Below are 17,944 nucleotides of genomic sequence, written 5' to 3' on the forward strand. Positions count from 1 at the left end.
GGCTTAAGTTTGCAGCGACTAGGCCAGGAGATGACCCGATGTTTACTTTGGATAGCCTGCTGCAAGATGTCTTCCCACAGCATTCTCCCCCTGCCTGGCAGCGTAGCCTGCTAAGAACCTTACTGCGTGAAAAAGAATTCAGTCAGTTTGCCGCCGACTATCCGCACCTGAAAGGGTTGGATCTGATCGAGCAGGTGGTGGACTACTTTAATTTGAGCTGCGAACTGGTGGATGGGGATCTGGAAAACATCCCCAGCCAAGGCCCGGTGGTGTTGGTTGCCAACCATCCGATTGGTTCGCTGGATGGCTTGGTGCTGTTGCGGACGGTGGCGGCGGTACGACCAGACGTCAAGGTAGTGGCCAACCAGCTACTGAGCTGTATCGAACCCTTACGTAATCTGTTTGTACCGGTTGATAACCTGGGCAACCGTACCAACCGCCAGCAAATCGCAGCCATGCAGGCCCAGTTGGATAATCAGGGCGTGCTGATCCTGTTTCCAGCGGGGGAAGTGTCCCGCATGAGTCCCAAAGGAATACGCGATGGTCACTGGCATACCGGATTTCTGCGGCTGGCCGCCAAGGCACGGGCGCCGATCGTACCGATCCATATCAGCGCCAGAAACAGCAGCCTGTTCTATTTGACCTCGGTGATTTATCGCCCGTTATCCACCTTGTTGTTGGTGCGAGAGATGTTCAAACAGCAGGGCGGACGGATCAAAATCCGCATCGGCGGGCGCATTCCGTTTGCCCATTGGCACGATGGCCATACTCAGGCACGCGATCTCGCCGAGCGTTTCCGTCGCCATGTCTATCGGCTTGGTCAGGGTAAGCCGGGGCTGTTTACCAGCGAATCGGCCATCGCCTTGGCGGAAGATCGCCTTGAGCTGAAAAAAGCATTGGCGGCCTGCGAGCGACTGGGAGTTACGCCGGATGGAAAAACCATTTTCCTTTATCGTCGCCATGGGGATGCCAGAGCACCGATCCTGCGGGAGCTTGGCCGCCTGCGTGAGATCGCTTTCCGTGCCGTGGGCGAAGGCTCGGGGCGGCGGCGCGATTTGGACAGTTATGACGACGACTATTATCACCTGGTGCTGTGGGATGAGGAGGAACTGGAGATTGTTGGTGCCTACCGCTTTATCCCCACGGCACCGCAGTTGGCCAGCAAAGGACTGGAAGGCATCTACAGCAACAGCCTGTTCCATTACGATCGCGATATGACACCGATCCTTGAACAGGGGATTGAGTTGGGCCGCAGCTTTATTCAACCCGCCTATTGGGGGAAGCGCGGTCTGGATTACCTGTGGCTCGGTATTGGTGCCTATCTCGCCAAATATCCACAGTATCGCTATCTGTTCGGCCCGGTATCTATTTCAGGAGGCATGCCGGTTGCCGCCCGCGATTTGTTGATTGCCTTCTATCGCCTCTATTTCGCTCCAGACCATGCCATGGCCCAGTCACGGCAGCCTTATCCGGCCTCTTTACCGCAGGTATTGGCCCAGTTTGCCGGTGATGATTATCAGCAAGATTTGCTGCTGCTGAAAAGCCTGTTGAGCAACCTCGGCTGTTCGATCCCGACCTTGTACAAGCAATACACCGAGCTGTGTGAGCCCGGTGGCGTGCAGTTTATCGACTTCGGTACCGATCCGGCGTTTAACCACTGTATCGATGGTTTAGTGTTGGTTGATCTGACGCGGCTGAAGCCTGCCCGCTATCAGCGCTATATTGCCGCCCATCTTTAGATCGGCTAACAACATGAGGGCAGCACATGCTGCGCCCATTCATAAAATCAATGGGTCACCGTTTTGACCGAAAGTGCGGCCGTGCCAAATTCTCCCATGGGATATTGGTAGCCGGTGAGAGGATCGCCTAGAATTAGCGCTTTCTCGCGCCGGAGTGCCCTATGTATCACCCCTATACCCCAACCTTGTTGTCTGCCGATGAGCCTGCGGCCGTGAGCGTTGAGCTGCCACAGGCGACTTCGCCATTCTTGCTGCTGTGCGATCACGCGGGGCAGGCCATCCCAAAACGTCTGGGCGATCTTGGTCTGGTCAGCGGCGATATCGATCGGCATATCGGCTGGGATATCGGTGCGCTGGCGGTTTCCCGTCTGCTGGCTCAGCAGTTGGATGCGACACTGATCCATCAGCACTATTCACGATTGGTGATCGACTGTAACCGTACGCCGGGGATTGCCAGTTCGATCCCACCGTTATCGGAAGTTACGCCAATACCTGGCAACCAAGGGATTAGCGCGGCCGAAGCGGGAGCCCGTGAACAGGAAATTTTTCAGCCTTATCACCAGGCTATCAATCACACGCTGACAGCTCGCCGCGCCAATAACCAACCCAGCGCGGTGATCGCCATGCACAGCTTTACGCCGGTGTTTAAAGGCGATGCGCGGCCGTGGCAGGTTGGGCTGCTGTTTAACCGCCATCCACAATTTGCCCTGCTGTTGGCGGAGTTGCTGCGTGAAGAAGGGGATTTACAGGTCGGTATCAATGAGCCTTATGCGATGACCGATGCGACCGACTACACGCTGCCGGTGCATGCGGAGCGCCATGAATTACCCTATGTTGGCATCGAGATCCGCCAGGATTTAATCGGGGATAGTGCAGGCCAGGCAGCATGGGCCGCTCGTTTTGCCCGACTATTGCCATTATTATGGCAACGCTGGGAAATTTGACTTTAGTATTGATGGCGGTGATGATTGCGTAAGGAAAGCGTAAGCGTCGATGGACAATGCTGGGAGTGACGGGTGGAACATATTGATAACGGACGGTTTATCAAGCAGGAGCGTTTTGAAGTTCTGGCAATCTTGCGCGACATCTATAAGCAAAGAACGCCGCTGCGTGTCGTTAATCAACAACATGAATTTATTGGCCAATTATTGAGCGTTGGCGCTGATAACATCGTCTTTGATTGCGATGCTCCAGAGCAGATCTCCGGTGGGAAATTCAGCATAGTGATTGAAAACCACGATGCAAAAATCGAATTCTCCGTTGACCAGGCGCAACTGACCGAGCATAACGCCATGCCGGTTTACGAGGCGTGCCTGCCGAAACAGCTGGTTTATATCCAGCGCCGCCGCCAGTTACGTATCACCACGCCTTATTGGCGTGAGTTCTTCTGCAATGGGGAACACAGTGATGGCACCCCATATCAACTGCGTATCCACGATCTTTCGCCGGGTGGCGTTGGTTTGCGTATTGATGGCGTCGTACCCGAGTACATGCAGCCGGGGCTGGTGTTTAATAAGGCGCAGCTGGATTTGGGGGATTACGGCAAGTTCAAGGTGAATATGGAACTGATTGCCGTGAATGAAGATCACGATATTGATGAAGACCAAACGCAGCATTTCATGCGCCTGTCCTGCCGTTTTCTCAAGATGGGAATGCTGACCGAACGCAAAATTCAAAGCGCGGTATTTGCTTTTGAGTTGGATTTCAACAAGAAGAAAAAACGTTGAACCCTCACCCCAACCCTCTCCCACAGGGAGAGGGAGCTGATAGCCCCTGCTAATTTGAAAGTAAAGAGGCAATCTCAGCAACCTTACTCGCCCCATCTACAAAGGTGAGTCAGTCGATGTTCAAGGCGAAAAACTATACTTTCAGCCCAACTCGATCGGTCCCTTCACCCAAACCTTTTCCCATAGGGAGAGGGAGCTGATAGCCCCTGCTAATTTGGAAGTAAAGAGGCAATCTCAGCAACCTTACTCGCCCCACCTACAAAGGTGAGTCAGTCGATGTTCAAGGCGAAAAACTATACTTTCAGCCCAACTCGATCGGTCCCTTCACCCAAACCTTTTCCCATAGGGAGAGGGAGCTGATAGCCCCTGCTAATTTGGAAGTAAAGAGGCAATCTCAGCAACCTTACTCGCCCCACCTACAAAGGTGAGTCAGTCGATGTTCAAGGCGAAAAACTATACTTTCAGCCCAACTCGATCGGTCCCTTCACCCAAACCTTTTCCCACAGGGAGAGGGAGCTGATAGCCCCTGCTAATTTGGAAGTAAAGAGGCAATCTCAGCAACCTTACTCGCCCCACCTACAAAGGTGAGTCGGTCGATGTTCAAGGCGAAAAACTATACTTTCAGCCCAACTCGATCGGTCCCTTCACCCAAACCTTTTCCCACAGGGAGAGGGAGCTGATAGCCCCTGCTAATTTGGAAGTAAAGAGGCAATCTCAGCAACCTTACTCGCCCCATCTACAAAGGTGAGTCAGTCGATGTTCAAGGCGAAAAACTATACTTTCAGCCCAACTCGATCGGTCCCTTCACCCAAACCTTTTCCCATAGGGAGAGGGAGCTGATAGCCCCTGCTAATTTGGAAGTAAAGAGGCAATCTCAGCAACCTTACTCGCCCCACCTACAAAGGTGAGTCAGTCGATGTTCAAGGCGAAAAACTATACTTTCAGCCCAACTCGATCGGTTCCCTCTCCCTGTGGGAGAGGGTTAGGGTGAGGGGTCATTACTACTTCAGCGCCCGCAGGTGGCCGATCTCCTGCCAACCGTGACGCGCCGCATCTTCCAATACCGCACACACCTCATGGATCGCCGTCGGCACTGCCTTGCTGAAAGGTTCCCCCTGCAGCAAATGAGCAATCAACAGTGCGGTGAACATGTCACCCGTTCCCTTCACCGGCGAATCGATTTTGGCATGGGTGAAGCTTTGCGCCTCGTCGGCGGTGACCAGCAACAGGCCAACTTCTTGATCGCCGTTTGCCACGCCAGGTGCGCTGGTGACCAGAACCCACTGCGTATTGCCTTTGAGTAGCGCCCGTGCAGCCAGTTCGGTTTGCTCACGCGTGCTTAGCGCCATGCCGCACAGCTGTTCCAGCTCGAAACCGTTCGGCGTCAGGCCATGGGCCAGATTGAGGTAAGGGGAGCGATAACGCTCAACCAGACGTTTATCGACGTAAACCCCTTCGCCGTAGTCTCCCATCACCGGATCGATATAGATCTTGATATCCGGATTGAGGGCAATCACCCGTGGCAGCCAGTCGGCCAGAATATGGCACTGCGCCACGTCACCCAGGTAACCGATAATGATGGCCCGCGCGCGGCACACGACTTCACGGGCGATCAGATCTTCCAGAAAACCGCTGAACCATTCGCTGGAGATCGCTCCCCCGTGCGGCGCGCCGTAATAGGGCGGGCAACCAAACAACACGCTCGGTACCTGCAACACCTCCAGGTTCTTCTTCAACAACGTGCGGTAGGCAATGCCATTCCCCACGCTACCGTAGACCACCTGCGACTGAATGGTGATCACATCAATGGGTGGTGGCCGCAGTTTAGAGCCTTGTTGCATGTAGACTTCCTTGGTTCATTGTTATTCAAGCGCAACGGTCGGCAGAGGTAACTCGCCGAGGTAGGGAAGTTTAACCTATTGAAGGGCATGGCTACAGTATGTCGCGGGAGAGTTTGATGATTTTTCGTTGGATCGCTTGCGATTTTTCCTGCGGCTAATCGTGATGCGAATCACAAAGCTTAGCGTTGCCGGTTGCCTGGCGATCGCGTCCGCGGTATTACTTGCGCCGTAGCCTAATAAGCTACTCAATCATTTTTATGATGGCGTGTTACTGCGCAAGCAGGCAAGACCAAAATAGAAATGCACTTCTTCTGCCGAAGGGGAGCATTTTCATTTTGGTCTTTTTTTTTGCTTTTTTTGCCGGGGAAAACCTATGGATTATAACAAGTTGGGCTTGGACATATTGGCACTGGTCGGGGGGAAGGCTAACGTCAGTAAGCTGACGCATTGCGCCACCCGCCTGCGGATGGAGTTTAACGACGATAGTCGGGTAGATGCGAAAGCGATCGAAGCTTTGCCCGGAGTGATCAGCGTAGTCGAGCGCGGTGGCCAGTTCCAGATTGTGGTGGGCAACAACGTGCAACAGACTTTCCGCGCGTTGCAAAAAGCGATTGGCCAACCGTTGGGCAAACCTGACGGACAGCCGAAAAACAAGGCCAAGGGCGGTGTCTTTACGCAGATTATCAGCGTGATTTCTACCACCTTTACGCCGGTGATCCCGGCTATTACCGGCGCGGGGATGATCAAGGCGCTGCTGGCGATCCTCAAGTTAACTGGGGCGATCAGCGCGGCCAGCCCAACTTACCATCTGCTGGATACCATCGCCGATGCCGCCTTCTTTTTCCTGCCGGTGCTGCTGGCCTATGGGGCCTCAATCAAGTTTGAGTGTAACCCTATTCTGGCCATGACCATCGCGGGAGCCTTGTTGCACCCAAATCTTGCCCAGATGCTGGCCGCCGGATCGCCAATCGATTTTATTGGCATCCCGGTGCGGTTGGCCGATTATGCCGGTTCGGTGCTGCCGATCATCTTTACGGTGTGGCTGATGTCCTATATCGAGCGCTTTGCCGAAAAAGTCTCGCCGACCATGATTAAATTCTTCACCAAGCCGATGATCATCCTGCTGGTTACCACGCCGCTAGCCTTGGTGGCAGTGGGGCCGTTCGGTATTTTCCTCAACGATCTGGTAGCCAGCGGCGCGGCGATCATCGATGGCAAGGCCAGTTGGCTGATCCCGATGTTAATGGGCGGGCTGCAACCGTTCCTGGTGATCACCGGCACGGCGTGGGCAATGACGCCTATCGCTACTGGCCAGTTGAGTAAAAACGGCTTTGAGATGATTAATGGCCCCGGCATGTTGGCTTCCAACATTGCCCAGGGCGCGGCAACCCTGTGCGTAGCGTTCCGCACCAAGAATAAAAATTTGCGCCAGTTGGCCTCATCCGCCGGTTTCACTGCGCTGTTGGGGATCACCGAGCCTTCACTGTACGGCGTCACGCTGAAACTGCGTAAACCGCTGATCGCGGCCATGATCGGCGGCGGCTGTGCCGGTGTTTACGCGGGTGTCAGCGGTTTGGTGCGCTATGCCTTTGTTTCACCGGGGTTAGCGGCATTACCGGCCTTTATCGGCGAAAACCCGATGAATATCGTGCACGCCCTCATCACCTGCGTCATCGCCATCGTCGTGACCTTTGCCTTGACCTGGATCCTGGGCTTTGAGGATCCGGTTGATGAAGAAGAGGCAACGGTGACAGACAGCGCACCGTCTGGTGACGCCGCGTTGCTACACAGCCCGTTGGCAGGCCAACTGGTGGCATTGGAACAGGTGAATGACGACGTATTCTCGCAAGGGTTGCTGGGCAAGGGCGTGGCGATTGTGCCTGAGCAAGGCGTGTTGCGCGCGCCCGTGGACGGGGAAATTGTGACCTTCCTGCCTTCAAAGCATGCCGTAGGCATTAAGGCCGATAACGGTATGGAAGTGCTGATGCATATCGGCATCGATACCGTCAATCTCAACGGTGAGCATTTCAGCTCTCAACTGCAGGTGGGCGATCGGGTGAAAACCGGTGATGAGTTGGTACGCTTTGATATTGCTGCTATTACTGCGCTGGGTTACGACATCATCACCCCGGTGCTGGTGGTCAACAGTGAGCAGTATCCGCATCTGAGCTGTCGGCAGCCTGGCCCGGTGAACTTTGGTGAGCAAATTGTCGCACTGAATAGTGGGGAGCAAAACGCATGATTTACCAACAGCTGAACGATTTTCCACCAGGCTTCCTGTGGGGGGCCTCAACCTCGGCTTATCAGGTTGAGGGGGCATGGGACGAAGATGGCAAAAGCCCTTCCATTGTCGATATGCTCGATCATCCTGCCGAGACGGCAGATTTTAAGGTGGCCAGCGATCATTACCACCGTTTTCGTGAGGACGTTAAGCTGTTCGCCGAATTAGGGCTGAAGGCGTACCGTTTCTCCGTAGCCTGGACGCGCATTTTGCCGAACGGCACGGGCGAGGTGAATCAGCCTGGCCTGGCGTTTTATCGTGACCTGATCGATGAACTGCTCAAGCACGGCATTGAACCGGTGGTCACGCTCTACCATTTCGATCTGCCCTATGTGCTGGAACAACAGGGCGGTTGGAGCAATCGGCAGACCATCGATGCCTTTGTCGAGTATGCGGACGTGCTGTTCACTGCCTTTGGCGATAAGGTCAAATATTGGCTGACCATCAACGAACAGAACACCATGATCCTGCACCCTGGAGCCATCGGTGTGCCGAAGGGCGGCAAACTACCTACCAAGCCGGTACTTTATCAACAGAGCCACCATATGTTGGTGGCGCAGGCGCAGGTCATGGCTTTGTGCCATCAGCGTTGCCCCAAGGGGAAAATCGGCCCGGCGATCAATACCACTTCCATGTATCAGGAAACCAGCCATCCGTTGGATGCCATCGCGGCCCATAACTGGGAAACGCTGCGCTGCTGGAGCTTTCTGGATGTTGCGGTACATGGCCGATACAATGCGTTGGCCTGGCGATATTTGCAGGATCGTGGCCTTGCCCCAGTGATTGAAGCCGGAGATACGGAGCTACTGCTGCAAGGGCGGCCGGATTATGTGGCGATTAACTACTATTCCACCGCCACCATCGCCGCCAGCCGTGGCGATGCCTCGGATATTACGGCTCGTGCGGGGGATCAGCAAATCATGCTGGGTGAGCCGGGCGTATATCGGGCAGCGGAAAACCCGTATGTCGACAAAACGCCCTATGGCTGGGTGATCGACCCCGTGGGCCTGCGGCTGACGCTGCGCAAGGTTTATGAACGTTATCATCTGCCGATTTTAATTACTGAGAATGGCATCGGCGCGCCGGACCAGCTATTGTCTGGGGATATCATCAATGATGATTACCGCGTCGATTTTATGCGTGCGCATATCGAACAAATGCAGTTGGCGATTAACGATGGTGTCGATCTGCTGGGTTACTGCCCGTGGGCGGCGATCGATCTGGTCAGCACGCATCAGGGCTACGCCAAGCGCTACGGTTTTATCTATGTCAACCGTGGTGAACAGGATCTGCGCGATCTGCGGCGTATCAAGAAGAACAGTTTCGCCTGGTATCAGCGCCTGATTGCCTCGAACGGCCAACAACGTGGATAACACAGTTTAATGATGAAAGTCATCAAGGTGCTCAATAACAGCCTGGTGCTGTCCACCGACAGCGATAACCGCGAAGTTATCGTGATGGGCAAGGGCATCGGGTTTAACAGCAAAGTAGGCGATGTGCTGGCTGCGGCCAGCATAGAAAAGGTCTATGTGGTGCAGAACGGTCAAACCGGCCACGACCATCTGCGCCTGATAGAAGCCACGCCGGAGCAGCATATTGAACTGGTGCAGATGATCCTCAGGCTGGCTAACAGCCAGCTTGGTGGCCGGGTCAACGAACAGATCTTTTTCACCCTGGTGGATCATCTCAGTTTTGCGATTGAGCGCTGCCGTAAAGGCATCATCATTCAGAACCGGCTGTTGCATGAGGTAAAACGCTTTTATCCGCAGGAGTTTGCCGTGGCATTGCAGGCGCTGGCGCAGATCAACGAGCGTTTGGATATCCTGTTGCCGGAGGCAGAGGCGGGGAACATTGCCTTTCACCTGGTCAATGGCCAAACTGACGTGCAGAGCATGGAGCACACGCTGCTGGCGGTGAAGATGCTGAAGGATATCTTCAACATCATCAAATACCATTTCCGCATCGATATCGCCACAGACTCACTCAACTACTCGCGTTTCCTGCTGCATATGCAGTTTTTCATTCAACGCATGATCGATAACAAACAGGTGAAGTCGAAAGACGATTTCCTGTTCTCGCAGGCGACGAAAGAGTACCCAGAGGCCTATCGTTGTGCACTGGTGATCCGTGACTATGTGAAAAATCTGCTGGAAATGGAGATGTCCAACGACGAGTTGCTGTACTTGGTCATCCACCTGACGCGGATTGTCGATCGGGACGAATAAGCCCGGTCTACAGTGAATTCACCGTTTCGGCCACCAACTGGCGCAACCGGGTAATCAGCGGTGACTGGCGGTTTTCACGCAGCGCCAGATACAGCGGGGCGCTCAGTTGAGCCTCCTCGGCAATGCTGCGAAAAACGATCCCGTCGCCGCCTAGACGCCGCATGGATGCCGGTACGATAGACAATCCCAGGCCAGCACCGACCAGATTCAGCGTGGCGGGCAGGCGTGGTGCCTCTTGCACAATGCGCGGGCTGAAACCGGCTCGGTGGCAGGCGGCCAGAATGGCATCATACAAACCTTGGCCCGCCGGGCGGCGATACAGGATCAGCGGTTCGTGGATCAGTTCGGTCAGGGGGACCTTTTCGCTGCTGTCTATCGCCAAACGATGGCCGACAGGCAAGGCAATCAGCATGGGTTCAAGCAGTACAGGCTCGATCACCAACCCTGGTATCCCGCTCACCGGCGAGCGTACAAAAGCCACATCCAGGCGTTCATCTACCAAGGCCTCCATTAGCTCTCCGCTGCCAGCCTCTTCCAGCAATGTGGTGATCCCGGGCAGAATATCGCGGTAACGGCGTAACAGATTGGGCACAAACGGATGCAGCGCCGCCGAACTGGTAAAACCGATCGCCAAATGACCTTGCTCACCCCGTGCCGCGCGATGGACCGCTTCGGTCAACTTCTCGGCTCTTGTCAGCAACGCTTTTGCCTCGTTAAACAGCACGCTTCCTGCTTCTGTGGTGCGCACTCCACGCGGTAATCGTTGCAACAATTTTACGCCCAGTTCTTCCTCCAGCCCTTGCAGCAAACGGGTCAGTGGCGGCTGCTGAATGTGCAACCGAGCGGCGGCACGGGTGATATTCCCTTCTTCGACCACGGTAACGAACGCCCGCAGGCGGCGTAGCTCAATCATATTCATACCTTATAGGTATCGAAACTGGTTTTGAAATGCATTAGACATCATGACATGGCCGCGCGCATCATGCGAGATAACAACTTGGGTGATGTGGGAAATGCAATGTCTGACTCTAATGCGGTACAGGATCATGAAATCAATCAGCCACCGAGCAATGGTCAACTGTTTACCGGCTTTCTGATGCTGGGCCTGATCGGCTTTGGCGGGGTGCTGCCGCTGGCGCGCAGCATGTTGGTGGAACAACGTCGCTGGTTAACCGCTGAGCAGTTCACCGAACTGCTGGGGTTGTGCCAGTTCCTGCCGGGTGGCAACGTCATAAACTTGTCGGTGGCGGTGGGGATGGAGTTTCGCGGATTGCGTGGTGCGTTATCTGCCTTGCTCGGGCTGATCTGCGCCCCAACGGCAATTGTGGTTGGTCTAGGCGTGATTTATGCCCGCTACCAAGACGATGCTCATGTGCAGCACGTGTTTGCCGGTTTAGCCGCAGCGGCGGCGGGCTTACTGCTCTCTACCGCGTTGAAAATGCTGCTGCCGCTGTGGGGGAAATGGTTGCCGTTAGCGATTGTCGCCATTGCTTTGGTGGCGATTGCCTGGTTACGCTTGCCATTGCTGCCTACCATGCTGGTGCTGGCCCCGCTAAGCATTCTGCTGGCCTGGAGGAAACCTTCATGATGGCGGTGTTAATCTCGTTGGCGATTATTTTTACCGAGCTTTCGCTGATGGCGTTCGGCGGCGGCTATACCATCCTGCCGGAAATGCAGCGCCAGGTGGTGGAGGTGCATCAATGGATGAGCGCCCAGGAATTTAGCGCGCTGTTCGCCATGGCACAGGCGGCACCGGGGCCGAATATGATGATCGTGCCGCTGATTGGTTGGCACGTCGCGGGCTGGGCCGGGCTGTTGGTTTCCTCTGTGGCCAAGTTTGGGCCGTCGTCCATCGTTACCATTTTGGTGATGGGCGCATGGCGGCGTTTTAAAGATAAGCCCTGGCGGCGTATCGTGCAGGTTGGGCTGGTGCCGGTCACGGTCGGTTTGGTTGCCGCCAGCGGCGTGCTGATTGCCCAGGCTTCAGCGACCAATTGGCGGTTAGCAATATTAATTGTGTTAGCTACGCTGCTGAGTATGAATAAACGTATTCATCCATTATGGATCCTGGCGGGCGGGGCAGTGCTGGGATTAGTGATAGGTTAACTGATTAATTATCTATAAAGCGCTGCATGCTGCGCCCTTGGTCATTAATCTCAAGCCACCCGTTTTGGCAGGTGGCTTTGTTATCATGGCAGTTGACGGTAATCCTCGTCGGATACCGGTTCCAACCACTCATTGGAGGAACCCTCGGCCGGGACCGCCACGGCAATATGCGCAAACCAGCTATCCTGGGCTGCACCGTGCCAGTGTTTGGCTCCTGCCGGGATATTGACTACGTCTCCGGCGGTAAGTTGGCGAGCCGGTTTATTCCACTCCTGATACCAGCCGCGCCCCCCGGTGACCAGCAGGATCTGGCCGCCCTGATGGTGAATATGCCAGTTATTCCGACAGCCTGGTTCAAACACCACATTGCCAATGGCTACCCCTTCGGTGGTCAACATGTTCAGGTAGCTGGTGCCGGTGAAATATTGCGCATAGGCGTCATTTTTTGGCCCTTTGGGGAAAATACCGTTACCGTCAAATTTCTCGTTCATTTTGTCTCCGCCGTCAAATTACGCCTGCTTTCAGGAACAACCAAAAAGGGTGGCCGATGTGCTTATGGCCGACAGGAGGGAGTGTATTACAGGGCCGATTCAATGATAAAGTAGCTAAATATGCATACACCTATGCAAATAATTCATTAGTCACGACATGACCTGCAGGTTCGCGGTCTTACCTGGCGACGCTCTTAAGGGCAAATATGGTTGGAGAGAACCTTGAAGCAAGCATTTAAAAACGGCGTGTTGGCGTTGCTGTTGTCCAGCGTGGCAGGGGCCGCCTGGAGTGAGCAAACCCTGGTTTTCGTTCGCCACGGTGAGAAGCCAGACAACAATAGTGGTCAGCTGACCTGCAAAGGCTTTAACCGAGCCTTGGCACTGCCGGAGGTCTTGATCTCCCGCTTCGGTAAGCCTGAGGCCATTTATGCCGCTGGCCCCAAGAAAAATAAGCTGGGCAACTCCATGCGGGCATTGACCACCATCACCCCAACGGCCATTCGGCTCTCACTGCCGGTGAATATCCAGTATCACGCCGATGACATTGCTGATTTGCAGACGGCCCTGTTGGACGAACGTTTCCGCAACGCCGTGGTGTTTGTCTCTTGGGAACATCATAATCTGGTGCAGGTGGTAAAAAATATCATCACCGCCGAGGGAGGTGACCCACAACAGGTTACCAAATGGCCGGGGAGTGATTTTGACGGTATCTATGTGCTGACCATTAACCACGATGCACCCGCCAACAAGATCCGCTTCGAACGTCAAACCGAAGGGCTTAACAACGTCGCGGATACTTGTCCAACCGGAATGAAGTGACAATATCAGCGCAGAAATTCAGTCATCGGAGTCACTAAGGGCGCGGTACTAAAATCGCTTTCGGGTGCGTGAAATGTGGATTGGTCGACCTGATAAGCCATTAATTTGCATGAGTCAACAAGGTCAATGGCGGCCAAGTAAATAATGAGGTGGGGTTATACACCACACCTCAATGATTTCCGCGTTAATCCGTTAATTAACCTAAGCTTCTAACGGCAATAACAAGTCATCCACGGCGCTGCGCAGGCGGGCCTTCATGGTACAGTAACTTTGCTGAGCGTAGTTTTCTGCCCATTGCTGATCGGCAATGGCTTCCAGCTTCACCGCACAGTATTTGGTTTCCGGCGTTTTCGAGATCGGATCCAGGTTATCCTGGGTCAGTTCATTACAGGCGCCAATCCACCACTGGTAGGTCATATAAACCGCGCCCAAATTAATCCTCTCGCTATAGTTGGCTCGGGAAATCACCTTGCCGCGGCGGGAGGCCACCCAAACCAGTTGTTGGTCGGCAATGCCCAGTGCAGCGGCGTCTTGCGGATGGATCTGCACAAAACCAGGCTCATCCGCCAGCGTTTGTAGTGCCTTACAGTTGCCGGTCATTGAGCGGCATGAGTAGTGGCCGACCTCGCGCACGGTACACAACACGAGAGGGTAGTTTTCATCAGGGATTTCTGCGGGAGCGCGCCAGGCTGTAGCAAACAATTGACCTTTGCCGGAAGGGGTCGTGAATTGGTTATCCTGATACAGGTAAGGTGTCCCCTGGCTGTCCAAGGTGGTGCAAGGCCACTGCACATGGCCGAGCTCACCCATTTTTTCGTAAGTGGCTCCGTAAAACAGTGGGCACAGCTCGCGCATCTCGTCCCAGATCTGTTGGTTATCTTCGTAGTGCATTGGGTAACCCATTTCAGTCGCCAACAGGCTGATAATTTCCCAGTCACGTTTGACGTTATACTGCGGCTCGATAGCTTTCTCAAAACGTTGGAAACCACGGTCGGCACAGGAGAACACTCCGCCATGCTCCCCCCATGAGGTGGCAGGCAAGATCACATCGGCCTGTTCGGCCGTTTTGGTCATAAAGATATCCTGCACTACGATAAAGTCCAGCGCGTCGAACCCACGACGGACCAGGCTCAGATCGGCCTCGGTCTGTAATGGGTCCTCCCCCATGATGTAGTAGGCTTTGACTTTGCCTTCAAGGGCCAGGTGCGGTATTTCGGTGATACGGTAGCCTACTTCGGCGTCCATCTGTGCAGCGTCAATCCCCCAGGCTGCGGCAAATTTGGCTCGTACTGCGGCGTCGGTCACTGCCTGGTAACCAGGGAATTCGTTTGGCAGAACCCCCATATCGCAGGCTCCCTGAACGTTATTTTGCCCACGAACCGGCCCAACCCCCACGTTGGCGCGCCCCAAATTGCCCGTGAGCAGTGCCAGGCTGGCAATGCCTTTCACCACGTCTACAGCCTGGCCAAATTGGGTTACTCCCATGCCCCACATAATGGTGGCGGAAGGGGCACTGGCGTAGATACGCATTGCCTGGCGGATCTGCTGGGCAGTGACCCCTGTCAGGTGCTCCACCGCTTCTGGAGAATAGTCTGCCACTTGCTGGCGATAGGCGTCGAAACCTTCGGTATATTTGGCGACGTAATCGCGGTCATACAGGTTTTCTTCAATCAAAACGTGAGCGAATGCATTCACCAGCGCCATATTACAGCCGTTGTTGATTTGTAAATGCAGATCGGCAATACGCGCCGTTTCGATGCGGCGTGGGTCGCATACTATAATCTGTGCACCTTTCTCCTTGGCCTTCAACACTCGGCGAGCCACGATAGGGTGCGAATCTGCACAGTTGTAGCCGATGATCAGCAGGCACTTGGAGTTTTCGATATCGCCGATAGAGTTACTCATCGCGCCGTTACCCAGAGTCGCTTGCAAACCTGCAACGGAAGGGCCATGGCAAACGCGGGCACAACAGTCGACATTGTTATTACCGATCACCGCCCGGGCGAATTTCTGCATGACGTAGTTGGTTTCATTACCCGTCCCGCGCGATGAACCGGTATGCATGATGGCACGCGCACCATATTGCTGTTTGATCTCTTTCAGACGCTGTGCCGTGTAGCGAATAGCCTCCTCCCAACTGACAGCTTCAAATTTGCCACCCTTCACACGGCGGATCAGCGGCTGATTAAGGCGCGGAGTCAGCAGTTTGGTATCATTGAGGAAGTCCCAGCCGTAGTAGCCTTTCAGGCAAAGCTCCCCCTGATTGGTTACCCCGTCTGCCGCTTCGGCGCGCAGGATTTTGCCATTTTCTACTACCAGTTTCAGTTTGCAGCCTGCGCCACAGTAAGGGCAGACAGTAGTGATTTTTTTCATGGTGAACTCCCGGATTACCCCTGTAACTTTTGAGCGCAGCTAAAAAGCCTTCGGGGATGGCAAGGTTTATGCTCCGTCTAGGGCAATACATAAAACATGCCAACCAGGAAATATTTTTTATAACAGTAGGTTGCAGGGAGATTGATGATGTTTCGACACTTTTTCGACATAAATGACGATGCGGTGCCGGATTTTCGTCACTCCCTTTATCGTAAAACAGGCATAGGCATAGGCATAGGCATAGGCATAGGCATAGGCATAGGCATAGGCATAGGCATAGGCAGGGGAGGAATCCAACACAATTACGGTTCTTGCGTATTACTTTAGACCATGGCTATCGATTTATTTTTCGCTGCTAACTTTGATTGTTGCTAATAAAATTAGTATATCGCTTTAACGGTTTTCATTATAGAAATGATTAATAGATATTTGCTGGTGAATAAAAAATAACTTGACCTTGATAAAATAATTTAGAATGATAGCCATTATCAATTTCTGGAAGATTACTTTGTGATAACCTCATTTGATAAATGAGTAGGTAGGCTGTATCACATGTCTTAGCACCTTCAGGCATTTTTATAATGCCTGAATAATCTCTTTTATTATTTAGTAAAGTCAACGCCTTAATTTTAAAAATAGGTTCATTACTTACATTTTAGGGGGGTTAATGAAAAATATTCTATTTGTCTTTTTTTGTGTTTTTCTTGGGCTTGTCATAGGTTCTATTGCGAGAAGCTTTAACGCGTCTCCGTTATTTCAGTCCTTGGCTATTTCTACTGGCATAGCAATCGTGATGTTTATTTACTATCAAGTAACAGGAGTTTTTAAATGAAAGTCTTAAGCTTTGATGAAATTAATTTGGTTTCAGGTGCAGGAAATGTAAACTGGGAACAAGCAGGTAGAGAGGTTGCCGTTGGCGGAGCCACAATCGCTGGTACGGCATTTGGAACGGGTTTGGCTGGACCATTAGGGCCGGCAATTGGGTTAGCCGCAGGGGTTGCCGTGGGCGCATTATATGATGCTGCAGGAAACCCAAAAGCCAGCGGACCAGAAGTTGGGCCTGCCTGGAATGGCATTTGTCGACCTAATAAGCCATTAATATGCATGAGTAAACAAGGTCAATACGAAACCTACTGCAATGGGCTGTAATCTTTCGTGATAGGGGGTAATCATTGAGGTGGTTTACATCACACCTCAATGATCTTTGTGTTAATTTATGGGTTATCTTAAGTGGGCAACGGTATCCCTACGCTTATCTTGGATACCGTCACTGAACCCCACGTTTCCATCGATATAGATTGAACATCCCCGGCTTGGAAAACATCACCAGGTTGCCCAGCAGGATCAGGCACAGGCTAATCACCGCATTCAGATGCCACTGGTAACCCTCATACAGAGTGGAGATCGTCAGCGCCACCAACGGGAACAGCAAGGTGCTATAGGCGGCGGCCCCTGAACCGATGCGGCCTAACAGGGTGAAATAGGCGGCAAAGGCGATCACCGTGCCAAAAATCGCCAGATAGAACAGCGAACCCAGATAGCGAGTGGTGAATTCGAGCTGCAATGATGCGCCCTGTGCCAGTGCGATGGCAAACATCAGCAGTGTGCCGTAGCTCATGGCGTAGGTATTGGTGGAAAGCATATCCAGCCCACGGCGTTGGTGGCGTGTGCTGAGCATGTTCCCCAGCGAAAAACCGTAGGTACCCAGAGCGCTCAGCCCGATACCTTTAAGCAATTCTGGCGCCATCTGGGTCGCCATCAGATCCTGCCAAAACAGCGCCACGATGCCGATCATGCCTAACAGCGCCGCAGGAAGCAGGTTGGGGCTGGGGCGTTGGCGGAAGAAAATCATGCTGTTAACCGCGTTGAATAACACCGCCATCGAGAAAATCACCGATTCCAGCCCGCTGCTGATATAGGCCGCGGCCAGGTAGAAACAGTAAAAGTTAAAGCCAAACACACAGCAGCCCTGCAACATGCAGAACAGGTGGTCCCGCAGGCTAATGGCCCGCAGACGGCGTAGCGCCAGCATGGCCAGCCACATCACGGCGGCAGCCAGCAGGAAGCGGTAACCGATCGAAACGGGGATCGCCACCGTGCCTTGTTGCAGGGTAATCGCAATCCAGGTGGTGCCCCAAATCAGCACCACGGCAAGATACAACAGCGTATTCATAAATTCTCCTGTGAATGATGACGGGAGTATTCATCTTTTAGCGCCGTCACGCTTTCAGCCTTTTGCGGCCAATTGCATATTCTTGCGCTTTTTTTGTTAAAAGCGCCCGGTGACAACTGGTATCCCGCGCCAGCACTCTTTAAACTGAAACGGCTTGGATCACCGGAAT

The 17,944-nt window shown here is 53.6% G+C and carries 16 protein-coding genes; 10 read left to right on the forward strand and 6 right to left on the reverse strand.

What is annotated here, in order from left to right; translation table 11 throughout:
• Nucleotides 1-38 precede the first annotated feature (38 nt).
• The 3 genes from olsF (at nt 39) to ACX9GU_RS13435 (ending at nt 3,466) form a co-directional block, all read left to right on the forward strand.
• A complete protein-coding gene (gene olsF, locus ACX9GU_RS13425) occupies nt 39-1,739 on the forward strand; it encodes a bifunctional ornithine lipid synthase OlsF (RefSeq protein WP_473195075.1) in 1,701 nt (566 codons plus the stop codon).
• Nucleotides 1,740-1,900: 161 nt separating this feature from the next.
• Complete coding sequence (locus ACX9GU_RS13430; RefSeq protein WP_473195076.1) at nt 1,901-2,683, forward strand: N-formylglutamate amidohydrolase; 783 nt, start codon at nt 1,901-1,903, stop codon at nt 2,681-2,683.
• 72 nt (nt 2,684-2,755) lie between these two features.
• On the forward strand, nt 2,756-3,466 hold the full coding sequence (locus tag ACX9GU_RS13435) for a flagellar brake protein (RefSeq protein ID WP_473195077.1): 711 nt from the start codon (nt 2,756-2,758) through the stop codon (nt 3,464-3,466).
• A 1,001-nt stretch (nt 3,467-4,467) separates the two neighbouring features.
• Here ACX9GU_RS13435 and ACX9GU_RS13440 read toward each other — a convergent pair.
• Nucleotides 4,468-5,307, reverse strand: coding sequence for a PfkB family carbohydrate kinase (locus ACX9GU_RS13440; RefSeq protein ID WP_473195078.1), 840 nt, complete (start codon nt 5,305-5,307; stop codon nt 4,468-4,470).
• A gap of 373 nt (nt 5,308-5,680) precedes the next feature.
• Here ACX9GU_RS13440 and ACX9GU_RS13445 point away from each other — a divergent pair, with 373 nt between their 5' ends.
• Genes ACX9GU_RS13445 through licT form a run of 3 tightly spaced genes read left to right on the forward strand, consistent with a single transcriptional unit; the run spans nt 5,681 to nt 9,813 of the window.
• Nucleotides 5,681-7,549 (forward strand): beta-glucoside-specific PTS transporter subunit IIABC, encoded by a 1,869-nt coding sequence (locus ACX9GU_RS13445; protein ID WP_473195079.1) that lies wholly within the window; start codon nt 5,681-5,683, stop codon nt 7,547-7,549.
• Nucleotides 7,546-8,961, forward strand: a complete 1,416-nt coding sequence (locus ACX9GU_RS13450; protein WP_473195080.1) for a glycoside hydrolase family 1 protein — start codon at nt 7,546-7,548, stop codon at nt 8,959-8,961. Before ACX9GU_RS13445 ends, ACX9GU_RS13450 begins: the two co-directional genes overlap by 4 nt.
• A gap of 12 nt (nt 8,962-8,973) precedes the next feature.
• Nucleotides 8,974-9,813 carry a BglG family transcription antiterminator LicT gene (gene licT / locus ACX9GU_RS13455; protein ID WP_473195176.1) on the forward strand — a complete coding sequence of 280 codons (840 nt, stop codon included), beginning with the start codon at nt 8,974-8,976 and terminating at the stop codon, nt 9,811-9,813.
• Between the two features lie 7 nt (nt 9,814-9,820).
• On the opposite strand, the gene ACX9GU_RS13460 is transcribed toward licT, so the two are convergent.
• On the reverse strand, nt 9,821-10,732 hold the full coding sequence (locus ACX9GU_RS13460) for a LysR family transcriptional regulator (protein WP_473195081.1): 912 nt from the start codon (nt 10,730-10,732) through the stop codon (nt 9,821-9,823).
• Nucleotides 10,733-10,831: 99 nt separating this feature from the next.
• Between ACX9GU_RS13460 and ACX9GU_RS13465 the strand changes: the two genes are divergently transcribed.
• A complete protein-coding gene (locus tag ACX9GU_RS13465) occupies nt 10,832-11,401 on the forward strand; it encodes a chromate transporter (protein ID WP_473195082.1) in 570 nt (189 codons plus the stop codon).
• The gene (locus ACX9GU_RS13470; protein WP_473195083.1) at nt 11,398-11,919 is read left to right on the forward strand and encodes a chromate transporter; all 522 of its coding nucleotides are present in this window, start codon (nt 11,398-11,400) and stop codon (nt 11,917-11,919) included. The genes ACX9GU_RS13465 and ACX9GU_RS13470 overlap by 4 nt, the downstream gene beginning before the upstream one ends.
• 83 nt (nt 11,920-12,002) lie before the next feature.
• On the opposite strand, the gene ACX9GU_RS13475 is transcribed toward ACX9GU_RS13470, so the two are convergent.
• Nucleotides 12,003-12,410, reverse strand: a complete 408-nt coding sequence (locus tag ACX9GU_RS13475; RefSeq protein WP_024486661.1) for a cupin domain-containing protein — start codon at nt 12,408-12,410, stop codon at nt 12,003-12,005.
• 222 nt (nt 12,411-12,632) lie between these two features.
• On the opposite strand from ACX9GU_RS13475, the gene ACX9GU_RS13480 reads away from it, so the two are divergent.
• A complete protein-coding gene (locus ACX9GU_RS13480) occupies nt 12,633-13,229 on the forward strand; it encodes a histidine phosphatase family protein (RefSeq protein ID WP_473195084.1) in 597 nt (198 codons plus the stop codon).
• 201 nt (nt 13,230-13,430) lie between these two features.
• On the opposite strand, the gene fdhF is transcribed toward ACX9GU_RS13480, so the two are convergent.
• Nucleotides 13,431-15,602, reverse strand: a complete 2,172-nt coding sequence (gene fdhF / locus ACX9GU_RS13485) for a formate dehydrogenase subunit alpha (RefSeq protein ID WP_473195085.1) — start codon at nt 15,600-15,602, stop codon at nt 13,431-13,433.
• Between the two features lie 117 nt (nt 15,603-15,719).
• A complete protein-coding gene (locus tag ACX9GU_RS13490) occupies nt 15,720-15,902 on the reverse strand; it encodes a hypothetical protein (RefSeq protein ID WP_473195086.1) in 183 nt (60 codons plus the stop codon).
• A 528-nt stretch (nt 15,903-16,430) separates the two neighbouring features.
• On the opposite strand from ACX9GU_RS13490, the gene ACX9GU_RS13495 reads away from it, so the two are divergent.
• Complete coding sequence (locus tag ACX9GU_RS13495; RefSeq protein WP_473195087.1) at nt 16,431-16,751, forward strand: colicin V family bacteriocin; 321 nt, start codon at nt 16,431-16,433, stop codon at nt 16,749-16,751.
• Nucleotides 16,752-16,869: 118 nt separating this feature from the next.
• On the opposite strand, the gene ACX9GU_RS13500 is transcribed toward ACX9GU_RS13495, so the two are convergent.
• On the reverse strand, nt 16,870-17,775 hold the full coding sequence (locus ACX9GU_RS13500) for a DMT family transporter (protein WP_473195088.1): 906 nt from the start codon (nt 17,773-17,775) through the stop codon (nt 16,870-16,872).
• Nucleotides 17,776-17,944 lie beyond the last annotated feature (169 nt).

Source organism: Serratia sp. K1WW1, from assembly GCF_055790865.1.